This is a genomic window from Rhizobium sp. YJ-22, from assembly GCF_029601685.1.
Taxonomy (GTDB): Bacteria; Pseudomonadota; Alphaproteobacteria; order Rhizobiales; family Rhizobiaceae; genus Metarhizobium.
The window spans coordinates 180,302-198,100 of record NZ_JARRIR010000009.1 but is presented as its reverse complement, the minus strand read 5'-3'; the positions used below and the strand labels follow the sequence as shown (position 1 = coordinate 198,100).

General features: G+C 64.1%; 15 protein-coding genes. 13 read left to right on the top strand and 2 right to left on the bottom strand.

Features of this window, described 5'->3' with window-relative positions:
* The first annotated feature begins 28 nt into the window (after positions 1–28).
* Complete coding sequence (locus tag P7F60_RS21125; protein WP_277919670.1) at positions 29–1,987, top strand: nucleoside-diphosphate sugar epimerase/dehydratase; 1,959 nt, start codon at positions 29–31, stop codon at positions 1,985–1,987.
* A gap of 32 nt (positions 1,988–2,019) precedes the next feature.
* Here the strand turns inward: P7F60_RS21125 and P7F60_RS21120 are convergent, their stop codons facing one another.
* The gene (locus tag P7F60_RS21120) at positions 2,020–3,357 is read right to left on the bottom strand and encodes an O-antigen ligase family protein (protein WP_277919669.1); all 1,338 of its coding nucleotides are present in this window, start codon (positions 3,355–3,357) and stop codon (positions 2,020–2,022) included.
* A 268-nt stretch (positions 3,358–3,625) separates the two neighbouring features.
* Between P7F60_RS21120 and P7F60_RS21115 the strand changes: the two genes are divergently transcribed.
* The 5 genes from P7F60_RS21115 (at position 3,626) to P7F60_RS21095 (ending at position 8,248) form a co-directional block, all read left to right on the top strand.
* Positions 3,626–4,666, top strand: a complete 1,041-nt coding sequence (locus tag P7F60_RS21115; protein ID WP_277919668.1) for a glycoside hydrolase family 5 protein — start codon at positions 3,626–3,628, stop codon at positions 4,664–4,666.
* An 85-nt stretch (positions 4,667–4,751) separates the two neighbouring features.
* Complete coding sequence (gene ung, locus P7F60_RS21110) at positions 4,752–5,453, top strand: uracil-DNA glycosylase (RefSeq protein ID WP_277919667.1); 702 nt, start codon at positions 4,752–4,754, stop codon at positions 5,451–5,453.
* 202 nt (positions 5,454–5,655) lie between these two features.
* Positions 5,656–6,588, top strand: a complete 933-nt coding sequence (locus tag P7F60_RS21105; RefSeq protein ID WP_277919666.1) for a VOC family protein — start codon at positions 5,656–5,658, stop codon at positions 6,586–6,588.
* Between the two features lie 13 nt (positions 6,589–6,601).
* Complete coding sequence (locus tag P7F60_RS21100) at positions 6,602–7,216, top strand: alpha/beta hydrolase (RefSeq protein WP_277919665.1); 615 nt, start codon at positions 6,602–6,604, stop codon at positions 7,214–7,216.
* Between the two features lie 141 nt (positions 7,217–7,357).
* Positions 7,358–8,248 (top strand): DMT family transporter, encoded by an 891-nt coding sequence (locus tag P7F60_RS21095; RefSeq protein WP_277919664.1) that lies wholly within the window; start codon positions 7,358–7,360, stop codon positions 8,246–8,248.
* A 62-nt stretch (positions 8,249–8,310) separates the two neighbouring features.
* On the opposite strand, the gene P7F60_RS21090 is transcribed toward P7F60_RS21095, so the two are convergent.
* Positions 8,311–9,135 (bottom strand): MerR family transcriptional regulator, encoded by an 825-nt coding sequence (locus tag P7F60_RS21090; RefSeq protein WP_277919746.1) that lies wholly within the window; start codon positions 9,133–9,135, stop codon positions 8,311–8,313.
* A 173-nt stretch (positions 9,136–9,308) separates the two neighbouring features.
* On the opposite strand from P7F60_RS21090, the gene P7F60_RS21085 reads away from it, so the two are divergent.
* The 7 genes from P7F60_RS21085 to P7F60_RS21055 all read left to right on the top strand — a co-directional run bounded on the left by P7F60_RS21085 (position 9,309) and on the right by P7F60_RS21055 (position 17,787).
* A complete protein-coding gene (locus tag P7F60_RS21085) occupies positions 9,309–10,820 on the top strand; it encodes an alkaline phosphatase family protein (RefSeq protein ID WP_277919663.1) in 1,512 nt (503 codons plus the stop codon).
* A 95-nt stretch (positions 10,821–10,915) separates the two neighbouring features.
* Positions 10,916–11,869, top strand: a complete 954-nt coding sequence (locus P7F60_RS21080; RefSeq protein WP_277919662.1) for a sugar-binding transcriptional regulator — start codon at positions 10,916–10,918, stop codon at positions 11,867–11,869.
* Positions 11,870–12,015: 146 nt separating this feature from the next.
* Positions 12,016–13,326, top strand: a complete 1,311-nt coding sequence (locus tag P7F60_RS21075; RefSeq protein WP_277919661.1) for a sugar ABC transporter substrate-binding protein — start codon at positions 12,016–12,018, stop codon at positions 13,324–13,326.
* Between the two features lie 184 nt (positions 13,327–13,510).
* Entirely contained in the window at positions 13,511–14,383 is an 873-nt protein-coding gene (locus P7F60_RS21070) for a sugar ABC transporter permease (RefSeq protein ID WP_277919660.1), read from the top strand.
* A gap of 9 nt (positions 14,384–14,392) precedes the next feature.
* Positions 14,393–15,217 carry a carbohydrate ABC transporter permease gene (locus tag P7F60_RS21065; RefSeq protein WP_277919659.1) on the top strand — a complete coding sequence of 275 codons (825 nt, stop codon included), beginning with the start codon at positions 14,393–14,395 and terminating at the stop codon, positions 15,215–15,217.
* A gap of 21 nt (positions 15,218–15,238) precedes the next feature.
* Positions 15,239–16,240 carry an ABC transporter ATP-binding protein gene (locus P7F60_RS21060; RefSeq protein ID WP_277919658.1) on the top strand — a complete coding sequence of 334 codons (1,002 nt, stop codon included), beginning with the start codon at positions 15,239–15,241 and terminating at the stop codon, positions 16,238–16,240.
* Between the two features lie 65 nt (positions 16,241–16,305).
* Positions 16,306–17,787: a mannitol dehydrogenase family protein gene (locus tag P7F60_RS21055; RefSeq protein WP_277919657.1), complete on the top strand. Its 1,482-nt coding sequence runs from the start codon at positions 16,306–16,308 to the stop codon at positions 17,785–17,787.
* Positions 17,788–17,799 lie beyond the last annotated feature (12 nt).

The following is a 17,799-nucleotide window of genomic DNA, read 5'->3' as shown; positions in this document are numbered from 1 at the left end:
GCGCGTCTGAAAGGTTGAGTGGCAGTCGATGCTGGCGGAAAAATATGCGGCGCCGTTCCTGGCCCTGCCGCGCTTCATCAAACGGCTTCTGGCGCTCGGCGTCGATGCGAGCCTGTGCGTCATCACGGTCTGGCTTGCTTATTGCTTCCGCCTCGATGGCTGGGTAGCGCTGTCGGGCATCGAATGGTTGCCGGTCGCCGTGTCGTTGATGCTGGCCTTGCCGATCTTCATCGTCATGGGGCTCTACCGCGCCATCTTCCGCTATGCCGGCTGGTCGGCCTTCATCACCGTCTTGAAGGCGGTGGCGATCTACGGGCTTCTGTTCGTGGCGCTGTTCACCGCCGTCAGCGTGCCGGGCGTGCCGCGCACCGTCGGCCTGCTGCAGCCGCTGCTTCTCCTGATCGCCATCGGCCTGTCGCGCCTGCTGACGCGTTATTGGTTGGGGGATGCCTATCACCGGCTCTTGCGCCGCAATTCCATGTCCAAGGTGCTGATCTATGGCGCGGGCAATGCCGGGCGCCAGCTCGCCGGCGCGCTCGCCAACAGCCTCGAACTCAAGGTCGCCGGTTATCTCGACGACGACGAGCGCCTGCAGGGCTCGATCATGGGCGGCCTGCCGATCTACGATCCGCGCGACCTCGCCGGCATCGCCGAGGCCTTCGGCATCAGCGACGTGCTGCTCGCCATTCCCTCCGCCGACCGCAGGCGCCGCAACGCAATCCTCGAAAGCATCCGCAAGGCCAAGGTCAATGTCCGCACTTTGCCGGATCTGACGGCGATCGCCACCGGCCGTGTCGCCGTTTCGACGCTGCGAGAACTCGATATCGAGGATCTGCTCGGCCGCAATGCCGTCGAGCCCGAGCGCGACCTGCTGGAGCGAAACATTCGCGGCCGCGTGGTGATGGTGACCGGCGCGGGCGGTTCGATCGGCAGCGAATTGTGCCGCCAGATCCTCAAATGCGGACCCTCGACCCTGCTGCTGGTCGAGCAGAGCGAATTCGCGCTCTATGAAATCCTTTCGGAACTGACCAAGCTGCGCGACCATGCCGGCGCGTCTGATATCCAGATCATTCCCTTCATCGCCACGGTGCGCGACGCCCAGCGCCTGCGCCACATCATGGCCAGTTGGCGGCCGGAGACGATCTATCATGCCGCGGCCTACAAGCATGTGCCGCTGGTCGAATACAATCCGGCCGAGGGCATCCGCAACAACGTGCTCGGCACGCTGACCGCCGCGACCGTGGCGCGCGAGGCGGGGGTGAAGAATTTCGTGCTGATCAGCACCGACAAGGCGGTGCGCCCGACCAATATCATGGGCGCCAGCAAGCGGCTGGCGGAGATGGTGCTGCAGGCGCTTGCCGCCCAAGGCGCAGCCAGTGGCGAACCTGCGACCAACTTCTCCATGGTGCGCTTCGGCAACGTGCTCGGCTCCTCCGGCTCGGTGGTGCCGCTGTTTCGCCAGCAGGTACGCGACGGCGGGCCGGTGACGCTGACCCATCCCGACATCACCCGCTATTTCATGACCATCCCCGAGGCCTCGCAGCTCGTCATCCAGGCCGGCGCCATGTCGCAGGGCGGCGATCTCTTCATCCTCGACATGGGCCAGCCGGTGAAGATCATCGATCTCGCCCGGCGCATCATCGAGCTCTCGGGCTATTCGGTGCGCGACGACGACAATCCCGATGGGGATATCGAGCTGGCGGTCATGGGCCTGCGCCCCGGCGAAAAACTCTACGAGGAATTGCTGATCGGCGACAATCCGATGCCGACCCAGCATCCGCGCATCATGAAGGCGCGCGAGGACTTTCTGCCGTGGCCGGAGCTTGAAGCAAAACTGGCGGAACTGGACGAGATCCTCGACCGCAACGACATCGTCGAGGCGCGCGCCTTCCTGCAGACCCTCGTTTCCGGCTACAAGCCGACCGGCGAGGTCGTCGATCTCATCAATGCCGAACGGGCGTCGGCGCCTTCGGAACATGCGGCCTGATATTATCGGCCCCCGCTTTTCCCTGAAAAGCTTCAGGCCTTTTCCTCAGGCCAGCCTTTTTCCTGGATCTCGATCAGGATCAGGCAATGGAAGGCGATGGCCGCCACGATCATGAAGAAGCTTTCCCCGATTGCCAGGCGATTGTTGGAATTGCTGAGCAGCGTCAGGCAGAAATAGGCGATCGCGGCATAATAGGCATGCGCCGCCTGCAGCGACATCAGCCCGAGACGCCGGGCGCGCGTGATGGCATCGACGAAGACGGCGAGCAGCAGGGCAAAGACGGTGAGCCCGAACAGGCCGTGGCGCACGAGGATCTCCAGATAGCCGTTGTGCAGCAGCGTATAGCCGACATTGGCATATTCGGTCTTCTGCCAGCTCTCCAGCCAGTCGTTGCCCTGGCCGAAGATCGGCGAGGTCCGAAAGATTTCCCAGGCATTGGTCCAGAGCTGCATGCGCTCGTTCATCGACAGCGGCGTATCCTCGGAGCGGATGGCGTCATGGACGGCGGAGGAGACGTCGCCGGAATTGGAAAGCTCCTGCACGGTCGCGCCGATAGCGTTGATCGTCGGCCCCGCCGTCTGGGCGATATTGCCCCAGAACAGCGCGATGCCGGCCACCAGACAGATCGCCATCGCCGCGCCGAGAACGCGGATGAAGCGGGCGCGCATATAGCCATGCGCCAGCAGATAGATCAGCGGCAGGGTGATCGCCATCGCCATCCACACGCCCTTCGATTTGGAGCCGAAGATGTTGAGCAGGCTGAGCAGGACGATCGGTGGCGTACAGGTCACCGACAGGCGCAGCCGCCAGTCGGACCATGCATGGTGACAGAGATTGTGCATCATCCAGAAGAACGCGCCGATCAGCATGAAGCCACAGGCGACGGCGCCATGGATGCGGTTGTGCTGGATCATCGGCGTCACCGGCTCGCCCGAAAGAATGCCGCGGTAGTCGGTGAGGATCAGCAGGAAGATCAGCGCCAGCACGAAATAGCCGGCGAGAATGCGCGACACATAGGGACGGTAGACGACCAGCGCCGCCCCCAGGAAGGGAAAGAACAGCGGGAAGAAATACAGCCATTCCGACGCGCCGCGCTGGCGGTCCGGCGAGCTGTAGATCAGGAGCAGGAAGCGGGCGACGGCATAGAGCGTCCAGGCGATGCACAGCCAGCCGGCCCAGTGCATGCGCACGAAGGACAGCCGCGTATAGGAATAATAGCCGCCGATCAGCGTCAGCAGCACGGTGGCGTAACGGTAGGTGTCGCTCTCGATGACCGTCGCGGTCGCCATCAGGATCCACAGAAGGCTGCCGAGAACGGCAAGGGCCACGGGCAGTTTCACACGGGTTTCGATAGCGTTCAGGGCATCCAAGTGTTCGTCTCCACCGCATTCGGGCCGTTCGGTTCGCAAGCGCCGCCTCATCGCCTGCGCGTCATTCCGGGCATAATTTCGGCGGCGGCGCGCCGCCCCCGAACATCGGTCGATCCTCGAATGGATCGCAGCCCGATGATCACAGCTTGTCGCCTTTTGCAACAGGGCTTAGCGGGCCGTTAGCAATCGCGGTGCTAGAAAGCGGCCGGGTGCGGTCATGGCGCAACGTTTTGGCGTGTCGTCCGGCATAAGGCAAAGGTTTGCAGATATGGTTCCTCCGCTTCGTCCGGTCCTCTCCACGCTGCTGGCGGCGACGCTGTCGCTTACCGGTCTGAAGACGGCGCAGGCCGCCTGTCTGCAGGGCGTCAACCTCGCGGGGGCCGATTTCGGCCAGGGGCGCGGCGTCTACGGCAAGGATTATATCTATCCCTCGGTCAAGACGATCGATCACTTCGCCGCCAAGGGCATGAACGTCATCCGCCTGCCGTTCAAATGGGAGCATCTGCAGCCGAAGCTCGACGCCGCGCTCGACCCGCTCGAACTGCGGCGTCTCAAAGAGACCGTAGCGGCGGCGCGGGCCCGCGGCATGGTCGTCATCCTCGATCCGCACAATTATGCGGCCTATGACGAGGAGAAGATCGGCACGACAAGCGTGCCCGTCTCCGCCTTCGCCGGCTTCTGGGGCCGGCTGGCGGCGGAATTCCAGGACGACAGACATGTCTATTTCGGGCTGATGAACGAGCCGAACCGTATCGACGCGCGCCTCTGGCTGGAGGCTGCCAACGCGGCGATCACGGCGATCCGCGCGGTGGGCGCCAAAAACCTGATCCTGGTGCCCGGCACCAACCATACCGGTGGCCAAAGCTGGCACGAGAACACCCCGAACGGCGTCAATGCCGATGTCATGGGCGGCGTACGCGATCCTGTCGACAATTTCGCCTATGAGTTCCACCAGTATCTCAACCATGACTTCTCCGGCGGTGGCAGCGATTGCGACAGCGAGGCGGCCGGGCTGAAGGCGATTTCCGACGTCTCCGGCTGGCTGCGGAAGCAGGGCAAGAAGGGTTTTCTCGGCGAGATCGGCGTACCCGCCAACAAGACTTGCCTGCAGGCGCTGTCGAATGTGCTGCGGCGGCTGGAGCGCAACGGCGATGTCTGGCTCGGCTGGAGTTATTGGGCGGCCGGCGACTGGTGGCCGGAAAGCGAAGCACTCAACATCCAGCCGACCGCCAAGGGCGATCGCGGGCAATTGCCGGTGCTGATCGACGCCATCGGCCGCCGCAAGAAGGGCGGCAGCTGCAAGGCCTGAGCGATCCGGGAAAACGGTCCTCGCATCTTGACACTGCCGCGCCCGCGCCCTCAATCAAGGCACGGACAGGCAAGCGGAGGCGGCGATGACGGATACGGCGGTGAAACTGGAGGAGAGCTGGAAGCTCGCGCTCGGCGATGAATTTTCCAGCCCCTACATGCAGCAGCTGCGTGAATTCCTGGTGGAAGAGAAAGCCAAGGGAAAACACATCTTTCCACGTGGAGCCGAATTTTTCCGCGCCATGGACCTGACGCCGCTCGACCAGGTGCGGGTGGTGATCCTGGGCCAAGATCCCTATCATGGCGCGGGGCAGGCGCATGGGCTGTGCTTCAGCGTGCGGCCGGGCGTGCGCATCCCGCCGTCGCTGGTCAACATCTACAAGGAGCTGGAAACCGATCTCGGCATTCCCCCCGCCCGCCACGGTTTCCTCGAAAGCTGGGCGCGCCAGGGCGTGCTGCTGCTCAACAGCGTGCTGACGGTGGAGGAGGGGCGCGCCGCCGCCCATCAGGGCAAGGGCTGGGAGCGTTTCACCGACGCCGCCATCCGCGCCGTCAACGAGCAGCCGCACCCGGTCGTCTTCATGCTCTGGGGCTCCTATGCGCAGAAGAAGGCGGCCTTCGTCGATACCAAGCGGCATCTGGTGCTGAAATCGGTGCATCCGTCGCCGCTCTCGGCCCATAACGGCTTTTTCGGGAGCCGGCATTTTTCCAAGGCGAATGCCTTTCTCGAAGGGCAGGGGCGCGAGCCGATCAACTGGCGGCTGCCGGAGCGGGTCGAGGCCGCCTGATATCATTCTATCATGAACGATAAAGGCTTGTCGTCAACGCCAAGTGAACAATCCGTAGAGATCCCGGAGGCTGGCGCAAAAGCCGGCTTGGCATCATCTTGAGCCCAGAGCAATTCCAGCAAAAGTTCGTAGCGATTTTGCGTCCGGAATTGCGTGAAACAAAGGAAACAACCGGCCGTCTCCGGTCCGAAAGGGGCTTATCATGATCGATCAGATCAAAGGGCTGCACCACGTCACCTCCATGGCTGCCGATGCCCGTTCCAACAATGATTTCTTCACCCACACGCTCGGCCTGCGCCGCGTCAAGAAGACGGTGAATTTCGACGCGCCCGACGTCTACCATCTCTACTACGGCGACGAGACCGGTACGCCGGGCACCGTCATGACCTATTTCCCGTTCCCGGATATCGCCCGCGGCCGTCCCGGCACCGGCGAAGTTGGTACGACGCTTTTCTCTGTGCCCAAGGGCTCGCTCGGCTTCTGGCAGGAGCGTCTGTCGGGCCTCGGCCTCGACGGCATGAAGGCCGACGAGGCTTTTGGCGAGAAGCGCTTGCATTTCCCTGGCCCCGACGGCGACGGCTTCGCGCTGGTTGAGGTCGAGAAGGATAGCCGCGCGCCTTGGACGGCCGCCGGCCTCGATGCCGATCACGCCATCCGCGGTTTCCATTCCGTGTCGCTGCGCTTGCGTGACGAGGGCGCGACCAAGGAGTTGCTGAGCTTCATGGGTTATCAGCCGCTGGAAAGCCGTGACGGTGTCACCCGTATGATTGTGCCCGGTGGAAATGACGCGCATACGATCGACCTGGAGACTATGCCGAGCATCGCACGCGCCGCGCAGGGCGCAGGCTCCGTCCATCACGTCGCCTTCGCGGTCGAGAACCGCCAGAAGCAGCTCGAAGTGCGTAAGGCGCTGATGGATACCGGCTATCAGGTGACCCCGGTCATCGATCGCGATTATTTCTGGGCGATCTACTTCCGCACGCCGGGCGGCGTGCTGTTCGAAATCGCCACCAACGAGCCCGGCTTCGAGCGTGACGAGGACAAGGCGCATCTGGGCGAAGCCCTGAAGCTGCCGAGCCAGCACGCGCATCTGCGCAGCCTTCTGGAACAGCATCTGCAGCCGCTCGAAGGCTGAGGAGGACAGAACCATGACTACTGAGTCCGAAACCTATGTGCACCGGGTTCGCCCCGGGGCACCCGGCAAACCGATCCTGTTCGCCTTCCACGGCACCGGCGGCGATGAAAACCAGTTCTTCGATTTCGCCAGCCGGCTGCTGCCGGAGGCGAGCATCGTTTCGCCGCGCGGCGACGTTTCCGAATACGGTGCGGCTCGCTTCTTCCGCCGCACCGGCGAAGGCGTCTACGACATGGCGGATCTGACACGCGCTACCGCCAAGATGGCCGATTTCGTCGCCGCGCAGACGCAAGCGCATCAGGCGGGCGCGGTGCTCGGCCTCGGTTTTTCGAACGGCGCCAACATCCTCGCCAACCTTATGATCGAGCGCGGATTGTTCGACGCGGCGGCGCTTTTGCATCCGCTAATCCCGTTCCGGCCGGCCGACAATCCCGATCTCGCCGACCGCGCGGTGCTGATCACTGCGGGCGAGCGCGATCCGATCTGCCCGCCTGATCTCACCCGCGCGCTGGCCGATTACTTTACCGCGCAACGCGCGGATATGACGCTCGTCTGGCATTCCGGCGGCCATGATCTCAGACCGAACGAGATCACGGCTGTCGAGACCCTGTTCAAGCCTTACCGCTAAACCCTGCCGCAGGGGCGCATTGCGCCCCTCGCCGCCCGAAAAGAATTTTTCACAAAGGCCGGTTTGCGTCCGCCGGCCGCTTGTCGCGGCCCGCGCGCGGCGATAGGAATTTCAATCTTCAAACTTTCCGGACGATTCGAGATGACCCTGGCGGAACAGAGGCAGTATCGGCTTGGCGTGCTGTACGTCTCGCTGTCGGCGCTGGCCTGGTCGCTGTCCGGCCTGTTCATGCGCAGCATCCAGGCCGACCTGATGACGATCATCTGCGTGCGCGGCCTGTTTTCGGGCACGGCGGTCGGGCTGTTCTTCCTCTATCTGGAGCGTCGCCGCGCCTGGAGCATCCTGCTCGCCATGCGCTGGCCGACGCTGTGGGCGACGGTGCTGTCGACGACCGGTATGATCACCGGCCTCGGCGCGATCTATTACACCAGCGTCGCCGATGCGATGGTCATCTATGCGACGCTGCCCTTCATGACGGCGGGCGTCGCCTATCTCACCATCGGCGAGCGGCCGAGCCGGGCGACCTTGATCGCCGCCTCCGTGGCGCTGGCCGGTGTGCTGGTCATGCTCGGTGATGTCGGTAATGCCAGCGGCAACAGCCTGCTCGGCAAGGGGCTGGCGCTGGCGATGACGCTGAGCGGCGCGCTGTTCGCCACCGTCATGCGCAAGCATCGCGACGTGCATATGCTGCCGGCGATGATGTTTTCGGCCTGGCTGTGTTCGCTGATCACCATCTGGTTCGCCGCGCCTATGGCGCTGGCCGGCCATGACGTGCGGCTGATCATGCTGTTCGCAGTGGTGCAGAATGCGCTCGGCCTCATTCTCTATACCTTCGGCTCGCGCTGGGTGCCGGCCGCCGATGCCAGCCTGCTGACGGCGCTTGAAGTGCCGATCACGCCGCTCTGGGTCTGGCTGTTCATGAATGAGATGCCGTCTCAGGCGACGCTGATCGGCGGCCCGATCGTACTCGCCGCCCTGTTCGGCCATATCTGGGCGGAAATGCGCCGCAACCGGGCGCCGGCAACGGCTTGAGATCTTATTCTATCGCTTTCCCTACGGAAAACCGGTGTCCACTTTTCCTGCAAATGCTTTGGTCAGAACGTCGGCGGCGTGTTGATCCACAACAGCACGGTCTCGCCATCATGGGCGTTGCGCCAGGAATGCTGGCGGTGGCTGGCGAAATAGAGCGAATCGCCGGGGCCGAGATCGAAGAACTGGTCGCCATCGAGCACCATCTCGACACGGCCGGCCAGCACATGCACGAATTCCTCGCCCTCATGCTTGTAGGCGCCGTCGCTGGCCGCGCCGGGGGCCAGCACGAAGCGATGGCAATCCATCATCAGCGGCCCTTCGGCCAGAAGCTGCACGGTGACGCCGGGCGAGGTGGCCGGCCAGACGCGCCAGTCGCCGTTGCGCACCAGTTCGCGGCTGTCTTCGGTATCCTCGCCTGACAGCCGGGAGACGGTGGTGCCGTAATAGGCGGCGAGGTCGTGCAGCACCTTGAAGGTCACCCCTTGCGAGGTGCGCTCCAGCGTCGACAGCACCGAGGCGGCGACGCCGATGTCGCTCGCCACATCCTCCAGCGTCTTGTTGAGGCCGTGGCGCAGCGCCCGCAGCTTGCGCCCCAGGCCTTGCGTCGCCGCATCGGCCTCGAAGGCGGCGGCTTCCGCTTTCGGGGCGCTTTCCTCGGCATCGAGCGCGGCGCGGATGGCGGCGGGATTGAGGCCGCGCTCGCTGCGCAGCCAGGCGATGCGCTTCAGCCGCGCCACGTCCTCGGCGCTATATTGCCGGTGGCCTGTCTCGGAACGATGGGGGACGACGAGGCCCTGGCTTTCCCAGAGCCGCAGCGTCGAGGCGGAAACCCCCGCCAGCCGTGCCGCCTCCGCCACCTTGTAGCGTATCGCCGGGCCTTGCCTCATGCCTGCCTTGCACTCCATTGGTAAACCGTCCTCCACGCTTGTAGCGCGAATGGGCGGCGCGTCAAAAGAAAACGCCGGCGGGGCCAGGGCGCTGTGGACAGCATCGACGAAGGGTTTGACTTCCGGCGGCGATGCCGGTTCGACTGGGCGAACGCCTCGCCGGAGCCTTGCCCATGAAGCCGAACGTCCTTCTCATCACCGCCGACCAGTGGCGCGGCGATTGCCTGTCCGCCATTGGCCATCCGGTCGTCAAAACCCCGGCCGTGGACGAACTGGCAACCGGGGGCGTGCTGTTTCGCCGCCATTATGCCGGGGCCGCGCCCTGCTCGCCGGCCCGCGCCAGCCTCTATACCGGCCTCTACCAGATGAACCACCGTGTCTGCCGCAACGGTTCGCCGCTCGATGCCCGTTTTGACAATGTTGCGCTGATGGCACGCCGCGCCGGCTACGATCCGACCCTGTTCGGCTATACCGACACCGCGCCCGATCCGCGCGCCTTGCAGGCCGGCGATCCGCATCTGAAGAGTTACGAGGGCGTGCTGACCGGCTTCACCACGCGGCAATTGCTGCCCGAGCATGAGAAACAATGGCTCTCCTGGCTGCGCGCCCGTGGCCATGACGAGGCGACGAGCCGCGACGTCCATCGCCCGGCCGGCGACCTGCCCGAGGTCAACCGCGCAGCCCCCGCCTATTCGGCGCAGGAAACCCAGACGGCCTTCCTCACCGGCGAGTTCATCCGCTGGCTCGGCGAGCAGGATGCGCCATGGTTCGCGCATGTGTCTTTCCTGCGCCCGCATCCGCCTTTCGTGGTGCCGGCGCCCTATAACGACATGTATGCGCCGCCGGGGCCGGAGGTGTTTGCCCGCGCGCGCGACCGGGAAACGGAGGCGGCGATGCATCCTTATGTCGCCGCCAATCTCGCCGGCCAGTCGAAGGGCAGTTTTGTCCATGGCGCCAAGGGTAGCGTTGCCGATTGGAGCACGGAGGAGATCGCCACCATCCGCGCCGTCTATTACGGCATGATTTCCGAGGTCGATGCCCAGCTTGGCCGCCTCTGGCAGGCGCTTAAAGACAGTGGCGTGTGGGACAACACCATCATCGTCTTCACCTCCGACCATGCCGAAATGGCTGGCGACCACTGGTCGTTCGGCAAGAGCGGCTTTTTCGACGGCTCCTATCATATTCCGCTCGTCATCCGCGATCCCGCTTATGGCTCAGGGGCGGGCGGCGTGGTCGAGCACTTCACCAGCGCGGCGGATATTTTTACGACGCTCGCCGAACGGCTGGCGAGCCCGGCCCGTAACCATCTCGACGGCGGCTCGCTTGTGCCCTTCCTGCAGGGCAAGGCGCCGGCGCAATGGCGCGACGCCGCCTTCTGGGAATTCGATTTTCGCGATGTCGCGGGCGGCGCGGCGGAGGCGCATTTCGGCCTGCCGTCGAGTGCGTGCAACCTTGCCGTTCTGCGCGATGCCGATTTCAAATATGTCCACTTCGCCGGGCTGCTGCCGCTGCTCTTCGATCTCCGGGCCGATCCGCAGGAATTGCGCAACGTTGCCGCCGAACCCGCCTATCTTTCGACCCGGCTTGCCTATGCCGAAAGGCTGCTCGCCTTGCGCGCGCGCCATCTCGACCAGACGCTGGCGCTGACCGAACTGACGGCGGAGGGGCCGGTGCGTCGGGGCTGACGTATTCTCAAGGGAAAGATCCGCCCGCCCGTTGCGCATTTGACCGCGAAGCATGAAGATGGCGGCAACGAAACAAAAACTGCATGGGCGGGGACATGGCGAAACGGTCTGAGACGGGTGGGCGGCTTGACGATGCGGCGCGCGCCGGCTGGCTTTATTACGTGGCGGGCCGCACCCAGGACGAGATCGCCGGCGCCATGGGCATTTCGCGCCAGTCCGCCCAGCGCCTCGTGTCGCTGGCCGTCGCCGAGCGGCTGATCAAGGTGCGGCTCGACCATCCGATCGCCGCCTGCCTGGAACTCGGCCGCGACCTGATGCGCAAATACGGCCTGAAACACGTCGATATCGTGCCGAGCGATCCGGCTTCGACCTCGACCACGGTCGGCATCGCCGAGGCAGGGGCGGCGGAAATCGAGCGCTGGCTGAAGAAGCCCGATCCGATCGTCCTCGCCATCGGCACCGGCCGCACCCTGAAGGCCGCGGTCGACCAGCTGCCGGCGCTTGACTGTCCGCAGCACCGCGTCGTGTCGCTGACCGGCAATATCGGCCCGGACGGGTCGGCCGCCTATTACAACGTCGTCTTCTCCATGGCCGACGCCATCAAGGCGCGGCATTTCCCGATGCCGCTGCCGGTGCTCGTCTCCTCCGCCGAGGAGCGGGAACTCCTACACCAGCAGGCGCTGGTGCGCTCGACGCTGGCGCTCGGCGCCCAGGCCGATGTCACCTTCGTCGGTGTGGGCGAACTCGGCCCCGACGCGCCGCTCTGCGTCGATGGCTTCCTCGCCGCCGACGAGATGCAGACGCTGATCGCCGCCGGTGCGGCCGGCGAGATCTGCGGATGGATCTTCGATGGGCAGGGAAGGTTGCTGAATGACCCCGTCAACGAGCGGGTGGCGAGCGTTCCCATCCCCTCGCGCGAGACCTCCGTGGTCATCGGCATCGCCATGGGCAAACGCAAGGCGCGCGCCATCGCCGGCGCCTTGAAAGGCGGGCTGCTCAACGGATTGATCACAGATGAGGCAACGGCCGAATTTTTGCTCAATGTCTGAGCAAAAATTTATTGATTTGTTTTCAAGGTACTGAGTTGTGCTTTCGGCATTGCAGCACGGAATCCGGGTTGACATTTTATGTGCATTGATGAGTAATTGCCCATGAGCAAAGCGAATGCTCATCTTTTCTTCTGGGAGGAAGATTTATGACATTGAAGACTTTTCTGCTGGGCGCCTGCTCCCTGCTGGCGCTGGGCGGTATCGCCTCTGCCGAAACGCTGACCATCGCCACCGTCAACAATGGCGACATGATCCGCATGCAGAAGCTGACGGACGACTTCACCAAGAAGAACCCGGGTATCGACCTGAAATGGGTGACGCTGGAAGAAAACGTCCTGCGTGAGCGCGTCACCACCGACATCGCCACCAAGGGCGGCCAGTACGACGTCATGACCATCGGCACTTACGAGGTTCCGATCTGGGCCAAGCAGAGCTGGCTGCTGCCGCTTGACAAGCTCGGGGCCGATTACGACGTCAACGACATCCTGCCGGCCATCCGCGGCGGCCTGTCCGCCGACGGCAAGCTCTATGCCGCGCCGTTCTACGGCGAAAGCTCCATGGTCATGTACCGCAAGGATCTGATGGAGAAGGCCGGGCTGAAGATGCCCGACGCGCCGACCTGGGACTTCGTCGCCGACGCCGCCCGCAAGATGACCGACCGCAGCGCCGGCATCAACGGCATCTGCCTGCGCGGCAAGGCTGGCTGGGGCGAGAACATGGCCTTCCTGACCGCCATGTCCAACTCTTTCGGCGCCCGCTGGTTCGACGAGAACTGGAAGCCGCAGTTCGACCAGCCCGAATGGAAGGAAACGCTCGACTTCTACGTCAAGCTGATGAAGGACGCCGGCCCGCAGGGCGCTTCCTCCAACGGCTTCAACGAGAATCTGGCGCTGTTCCAGCAGGGCAAGTGCGGCATGTGGATCGACGCCACCGTCGCCGCCTCCTTCGTCTCCGACCCGAAGAACTCGACCGTCGCCGACAAGGTCGGCTACGCGCTCGCCCCCGACAAGGGTCTCGGCAAGCGCGGCAATTGGCTCTGGGCCTGGACGCTGGCCATTCCTGCCGGCACCCAGAAGGCGGAAGCGGCGGAAAAGTTCATCGCCTGGGCAACCTCGAAGGACTATCTGAAGCTGGTCGCCGACAAGGAAGGCTGGGCCAACGTTCCCCCGGGCACGCGCCAGTCGCTCTATGACAACCCGGAATACCAGAAGGCGGCGCCCTTCGCCAAGATGACGCTCGACAGCATCAATGCGGCCGACCCGACCAAGCCGACCGTCAAGCCGGTTCCCTATGTCGGCGTGCAGTTCGTCGCCATTCCGGAATTCCAGGGTCTCGGCACCACCGTCGGCCAGCTCTTCTCGGCAGCCCTTGCCGGCCAGACGAGCGTCGACGACGCCCTCAAGCAGGCCCAGGACGCTGCAACCGCCACCATGACCGAAGGCGGATACATCCAGTAACGTCTCCCGAGGACGCACTTGCCGCCCGGTTCGCCGGGCGGTCTTTTTCAAAGCGCGCGCCCGGCCGCGCCGCATTTCGCGCCGGCAACACAATCTCAGAAAACGTTCAGGGAATTTCACGGCCGGCCGCCATCCCCGTTTCCGGGAGCCCGGCAGGGCCATGAGACATGGGAGGGGCATGGGAATGGCCACGCAACAAACCAGGACACTGGCGCGCTTCATGCTGGCGCCGTCGGTGGGCCTGCTTCTGATCTGGATGGCGGTGCCGCTGGCGCTGACGCTGTGGTTCTCCTTCCAGCAGTATAATCCGCTGAACCCGATCCGCGACGGCTTCGTCGGCTTTTCGAACTACCTGCTGTTCTTCAACAATCCCGCCTTCCTCTGGTCGATCCTCAACACGCTGCTGATCGTGGCGAGCGTGCTGGTGATCACGCTGGTCGGCGGCATCCTGCTGGCGCTTTTGCTCGACCAGCCGATGTGGGGGCAGGGGTTCGTGCGCATCCTCGTCATCTCGCCCTTCTTCGTCATGCCGCCGGTCGCGGCACTGGTTTGGAAGAACATGATCATGCATGCCCAATACGGCGTGCTCGCCGACCTGATGCGCACCGTCGGCCTCGAGCCGATCGACTGGTTCGGGCGGTATCCGCTGCTGTCGGTGATCATTATCGTCGCCTGGCAATGGCTGCCGTTTGCGACGCTGATCCTCTTGACCGCGCTGCAATCGCTGGACGGCGAGCAGAAGGAAGCCGCCGAAATGGACGGCGCCAATTTCCTCAACCGCTTCATCTACCTGACGCTGCCACATCTGGCGCGCGCCATCACCGTCGTCATTCTCATCCAGACGATCTTCCTGCTCTCGGTCTATGCCGAAATCCTGGTCACCACCAATGGCGGACCCGGCTATGCATCGACCAACCTGCCTTTCCTCGTGGCCCAGAAGGCGACGCTGGAATTCAAGATCGGCCAGGCCTCCGCCGGCGGCATCATCGCCGTCATCCTCGCCAACATCGTCGCCTTCTTCGCCATGCGGGCGGTTGGCAAGAACCTCGACCGATAGGAGCGCATCATGGCAAGATCCGTCTCGACACGGCGTACCGCCATCGTCACCCTCGTGGCCTGGGCCGTCGCGCTGCTGATCTTCTTTCCGATCCTCTATACGATCATCACCTCGTTCAAGTCGGAGCAGGAGGCGATCCAGGGTTTCGACCTGATCCCGTCCTTCACGCTGGAAAGCTACCGCGACGTCCAGAGCCAGTACGACTATTTCACGCCGTTCATGAATTCCGTGATCCTGTCGCTCGGCTCCACCGTGCTGGCGCTGATCGTCGCGGTGCCGGCGGCCTGGTCGATGGCGTTTGCGCCGAGCCGTCGCACCAAGGACATCCTGATGTGGATGCTCTCCACCAAGATGATGCCGGCTGTCGCCGTGCTGTTTCCGATCTACATGCTGTTTCGCGATCTCGGCCTGCTCGACAGCCGCATCGGGCTGACGATCATGCTGATGCTGATCAACCTGCCGATCGTCGTCTGGATGCTCTACACCTATTTCCGCGAAATTCCGGGCGAAATCCTGGAGGCGGCGCGCATGGACGGGGCCTCGCTCTGGGGCGAGATCGTCTATGTGCTGACGCCGATGGCGGTGCCGGGCATTGCCTCGACCATGCTGCTCAACATCATCCTCGCCTGGAACGAAGCCTTCTGGACGATCCGCCTGACGACCACCAATGCCGCGCCGCTGACCGCCTTCATCGCCTCCTTCTCCAGTCCGCAGGGGCTGTTCTGGGCGAAACTCTCGGCGGCCTCGACGCTCGCCATCGCCCCCATCCTGATCATGGGCTGGTTCAGCCAGAAGCAGTTGGTGCGCGGCTTGACCTTCGGCGCGGTTAAATAAGAAATTCGGGGAAAGAGAAACATGGGCAAGATCGTCCTTAAGAAAGTCAACAAATCCTTCGGCGACACCGCCGTCATTCCGGGCATCGACCTGACCATCGAGAACGGTGAGTTCGTGGTCTTCGTCGGTCCCTCCGGCTGCGGCAAGTCCACGCTGCTGCGCCTGATCGCCGGCCTCGAGGACACCACCTCCGGCGTCATCGAGATCGACGGCAAGGACGTCACCGGCGAGGCCCCGGCCAAGCGCCAACTCGCCATGGTGTTCCAGTCCTATGCGCTCTATCCGCATATGAGCGTGCGCAAGAACATCGCCTTCCCCCTGAAGATGGCGAAGATGCCGCAAGCCGAAATCGACCGGAAGGTCGAAGATGCCGCCCGCATCCTCAACCTCACCAATTATCTCGAACGCCGCCCCGGCCAGCTTTCCGGCGGCCAGCGCCAGCGCGTCGCCATCGGCCGCGCCATCGTGCGCCAGCCCTCGGCCTTCCTCTTCGACGAACCGCTGTCGAACCTCGATGCGGCGCTGCGCGGCTCGATGCGCATCGAGATCAGCGAGCTGCACCAGCAGCTCAAGACGACGATGATCTATGTCACCCACGACCAGGTGGAGGCCATGACCATGGCCGACAAGATCGTCGTGCTCAATGCCGGCAATATCGAGCAGGTCGGCTCGCCGCTGGAACTCTACCGTTCGCCTCGCAACCTGTTCGTCGCCGGCTTCATCGGTTCGCCGAAGATGAATTTCGTCACCGGACCCTATGCGCAGGCGCGGAATGCCGCCACCGTCGGCGTGCGGCCCGAGCATATGACGATGTCGACTAGCGAGGGCGAATGGCGCGGCACGGTGACGGTCGCCGAACATCTCGGGGCCGACACCTTCCTGCACATCAATGTCGACGGCATCGGCCTCGTCACGGCGCGCGCCAGTGGCGAATTCGCCGTAAATCACGGAGACACCGTGTTCATCACCCCCGACCCGAACCGCATCCATCGGTTCGACGCCAACGGCAATGCCCTTGCCTGACCGGCCGGCGGCGGACACTGCCGCCGGACAATGCCTCTTCTCCAAGACATTCCCGGAGACACAAGATGACTGTGAAACTTTCGCTCGCCACGCTGCCGCAAGCTTCCGCCACCGCGGCGGTGCCGGCCTATGACCGCGCGGACCTGTCGGCCGGCATCGTGCATTTCGGCGTCGGCAATTTCCACCGGGCACACCAGGCCGTCTACCTCGACGACCTGTTCAATGCCGGCGAGGATCACGACTGGGCGATCATCGGCGCCGGCGTGCTGCCCTCGGATGCGGCGATGCGCGACAAGCTGGCGGCCCAGGATTTTCTGACCACCGTCGTCGAGCAGGACAACAACAAGAGCGGCGCCCGCGTCACCCAGCCGATGATCGGCATCCTGCCGGCCGGCGATTCCCGGGCGATCGTCGAAGGCCTCGCCGATCCGAAAATCCGCATCGTCTCGATGACCATCACCGAGGGCGGCTATTTCATCGACGCCTCAGGCCAATTCAACCCCGGCCATCCCGCCATCGTCGCCGACGGCAATGCGCCGTCCTCGCCGAAGACCGTGTTCGGGCTGATCGTCGCCGGGCTGAAGGCGCGCCGGGCGGCGGGCATCGAACCCTTCACCGTCATGTCCTGCGACAACATTCCTCATAACGGCAAGGTGACGGCCGCCGCCGTCATCGGCACGGCACGGTTGTCCGATCCGGCCTTCGCCGACTGGATCGCCAGGAATGTCGCCTTCCCGAACGGCATGGTCGACCGCATCACGCCGGCGACCGGGCAGCGGGAAATCGACCTGCTGCGCGACGAATACGGCATCGAGGACAATTGGCCGGTCTTCTGCGAAGAGTTCAAGCAATGGGTGCTGGAGGACAAGTTCCCGCTCGGCCGCCCGCGGCTGGAAAAGGTCGGCGTCCAGTTCGTGCCTGACGTCACGCCCTACGAGCACATGAAGATCCGTATCCTCAACGGCGGCCATGCGGCCATCGCCTATCCGGCGGCGCTGCTCGACATCCATTTCGTCCACGAGGCGATGGAGGATGCCGATATCCGCGCCTTCCTCGGCAAGCTGGAGCGCGACGAGATCATTCCGGTCATCCCGCCGGTGCCGGATACCGACCTCAACGACTATTACGCGCTGATCGAGCGTCGCTTCTCCAATCCGAAGATCGCCGACACCATTCCGCGTCTTGCCCAGGACGGCTCCAACCGCCAGCCGAAATTCATCCTGCCGTCGACCGCCGACCGGCTGGCGCGCGGCGAGGATATCGTCGGCCTGTCGCTGGTCTCGGCGCTGTGGTGCCGCTATTTCGCGGGCACCTCCGACAGCGGCAAGGCGATCGTCTTCAACGATGCCAATGCCGGCCGGCTGCAAGCGGCGGCGGCGAAGGCCAAGGACGATCCCGACGCTTTCCTCGTCTTCGACGACATTTTCGGCGACGTCGGCAAATCCGACCTGTTCCGCCGTCGCTTCGCCCATGCCTTGCGCACGCTCTGGGAAAAGGGTACGCGGCAGACATTGCAGCTTTACCTCGACGGCAAGCTGGCGGAGTAAACTCAGGAAGCG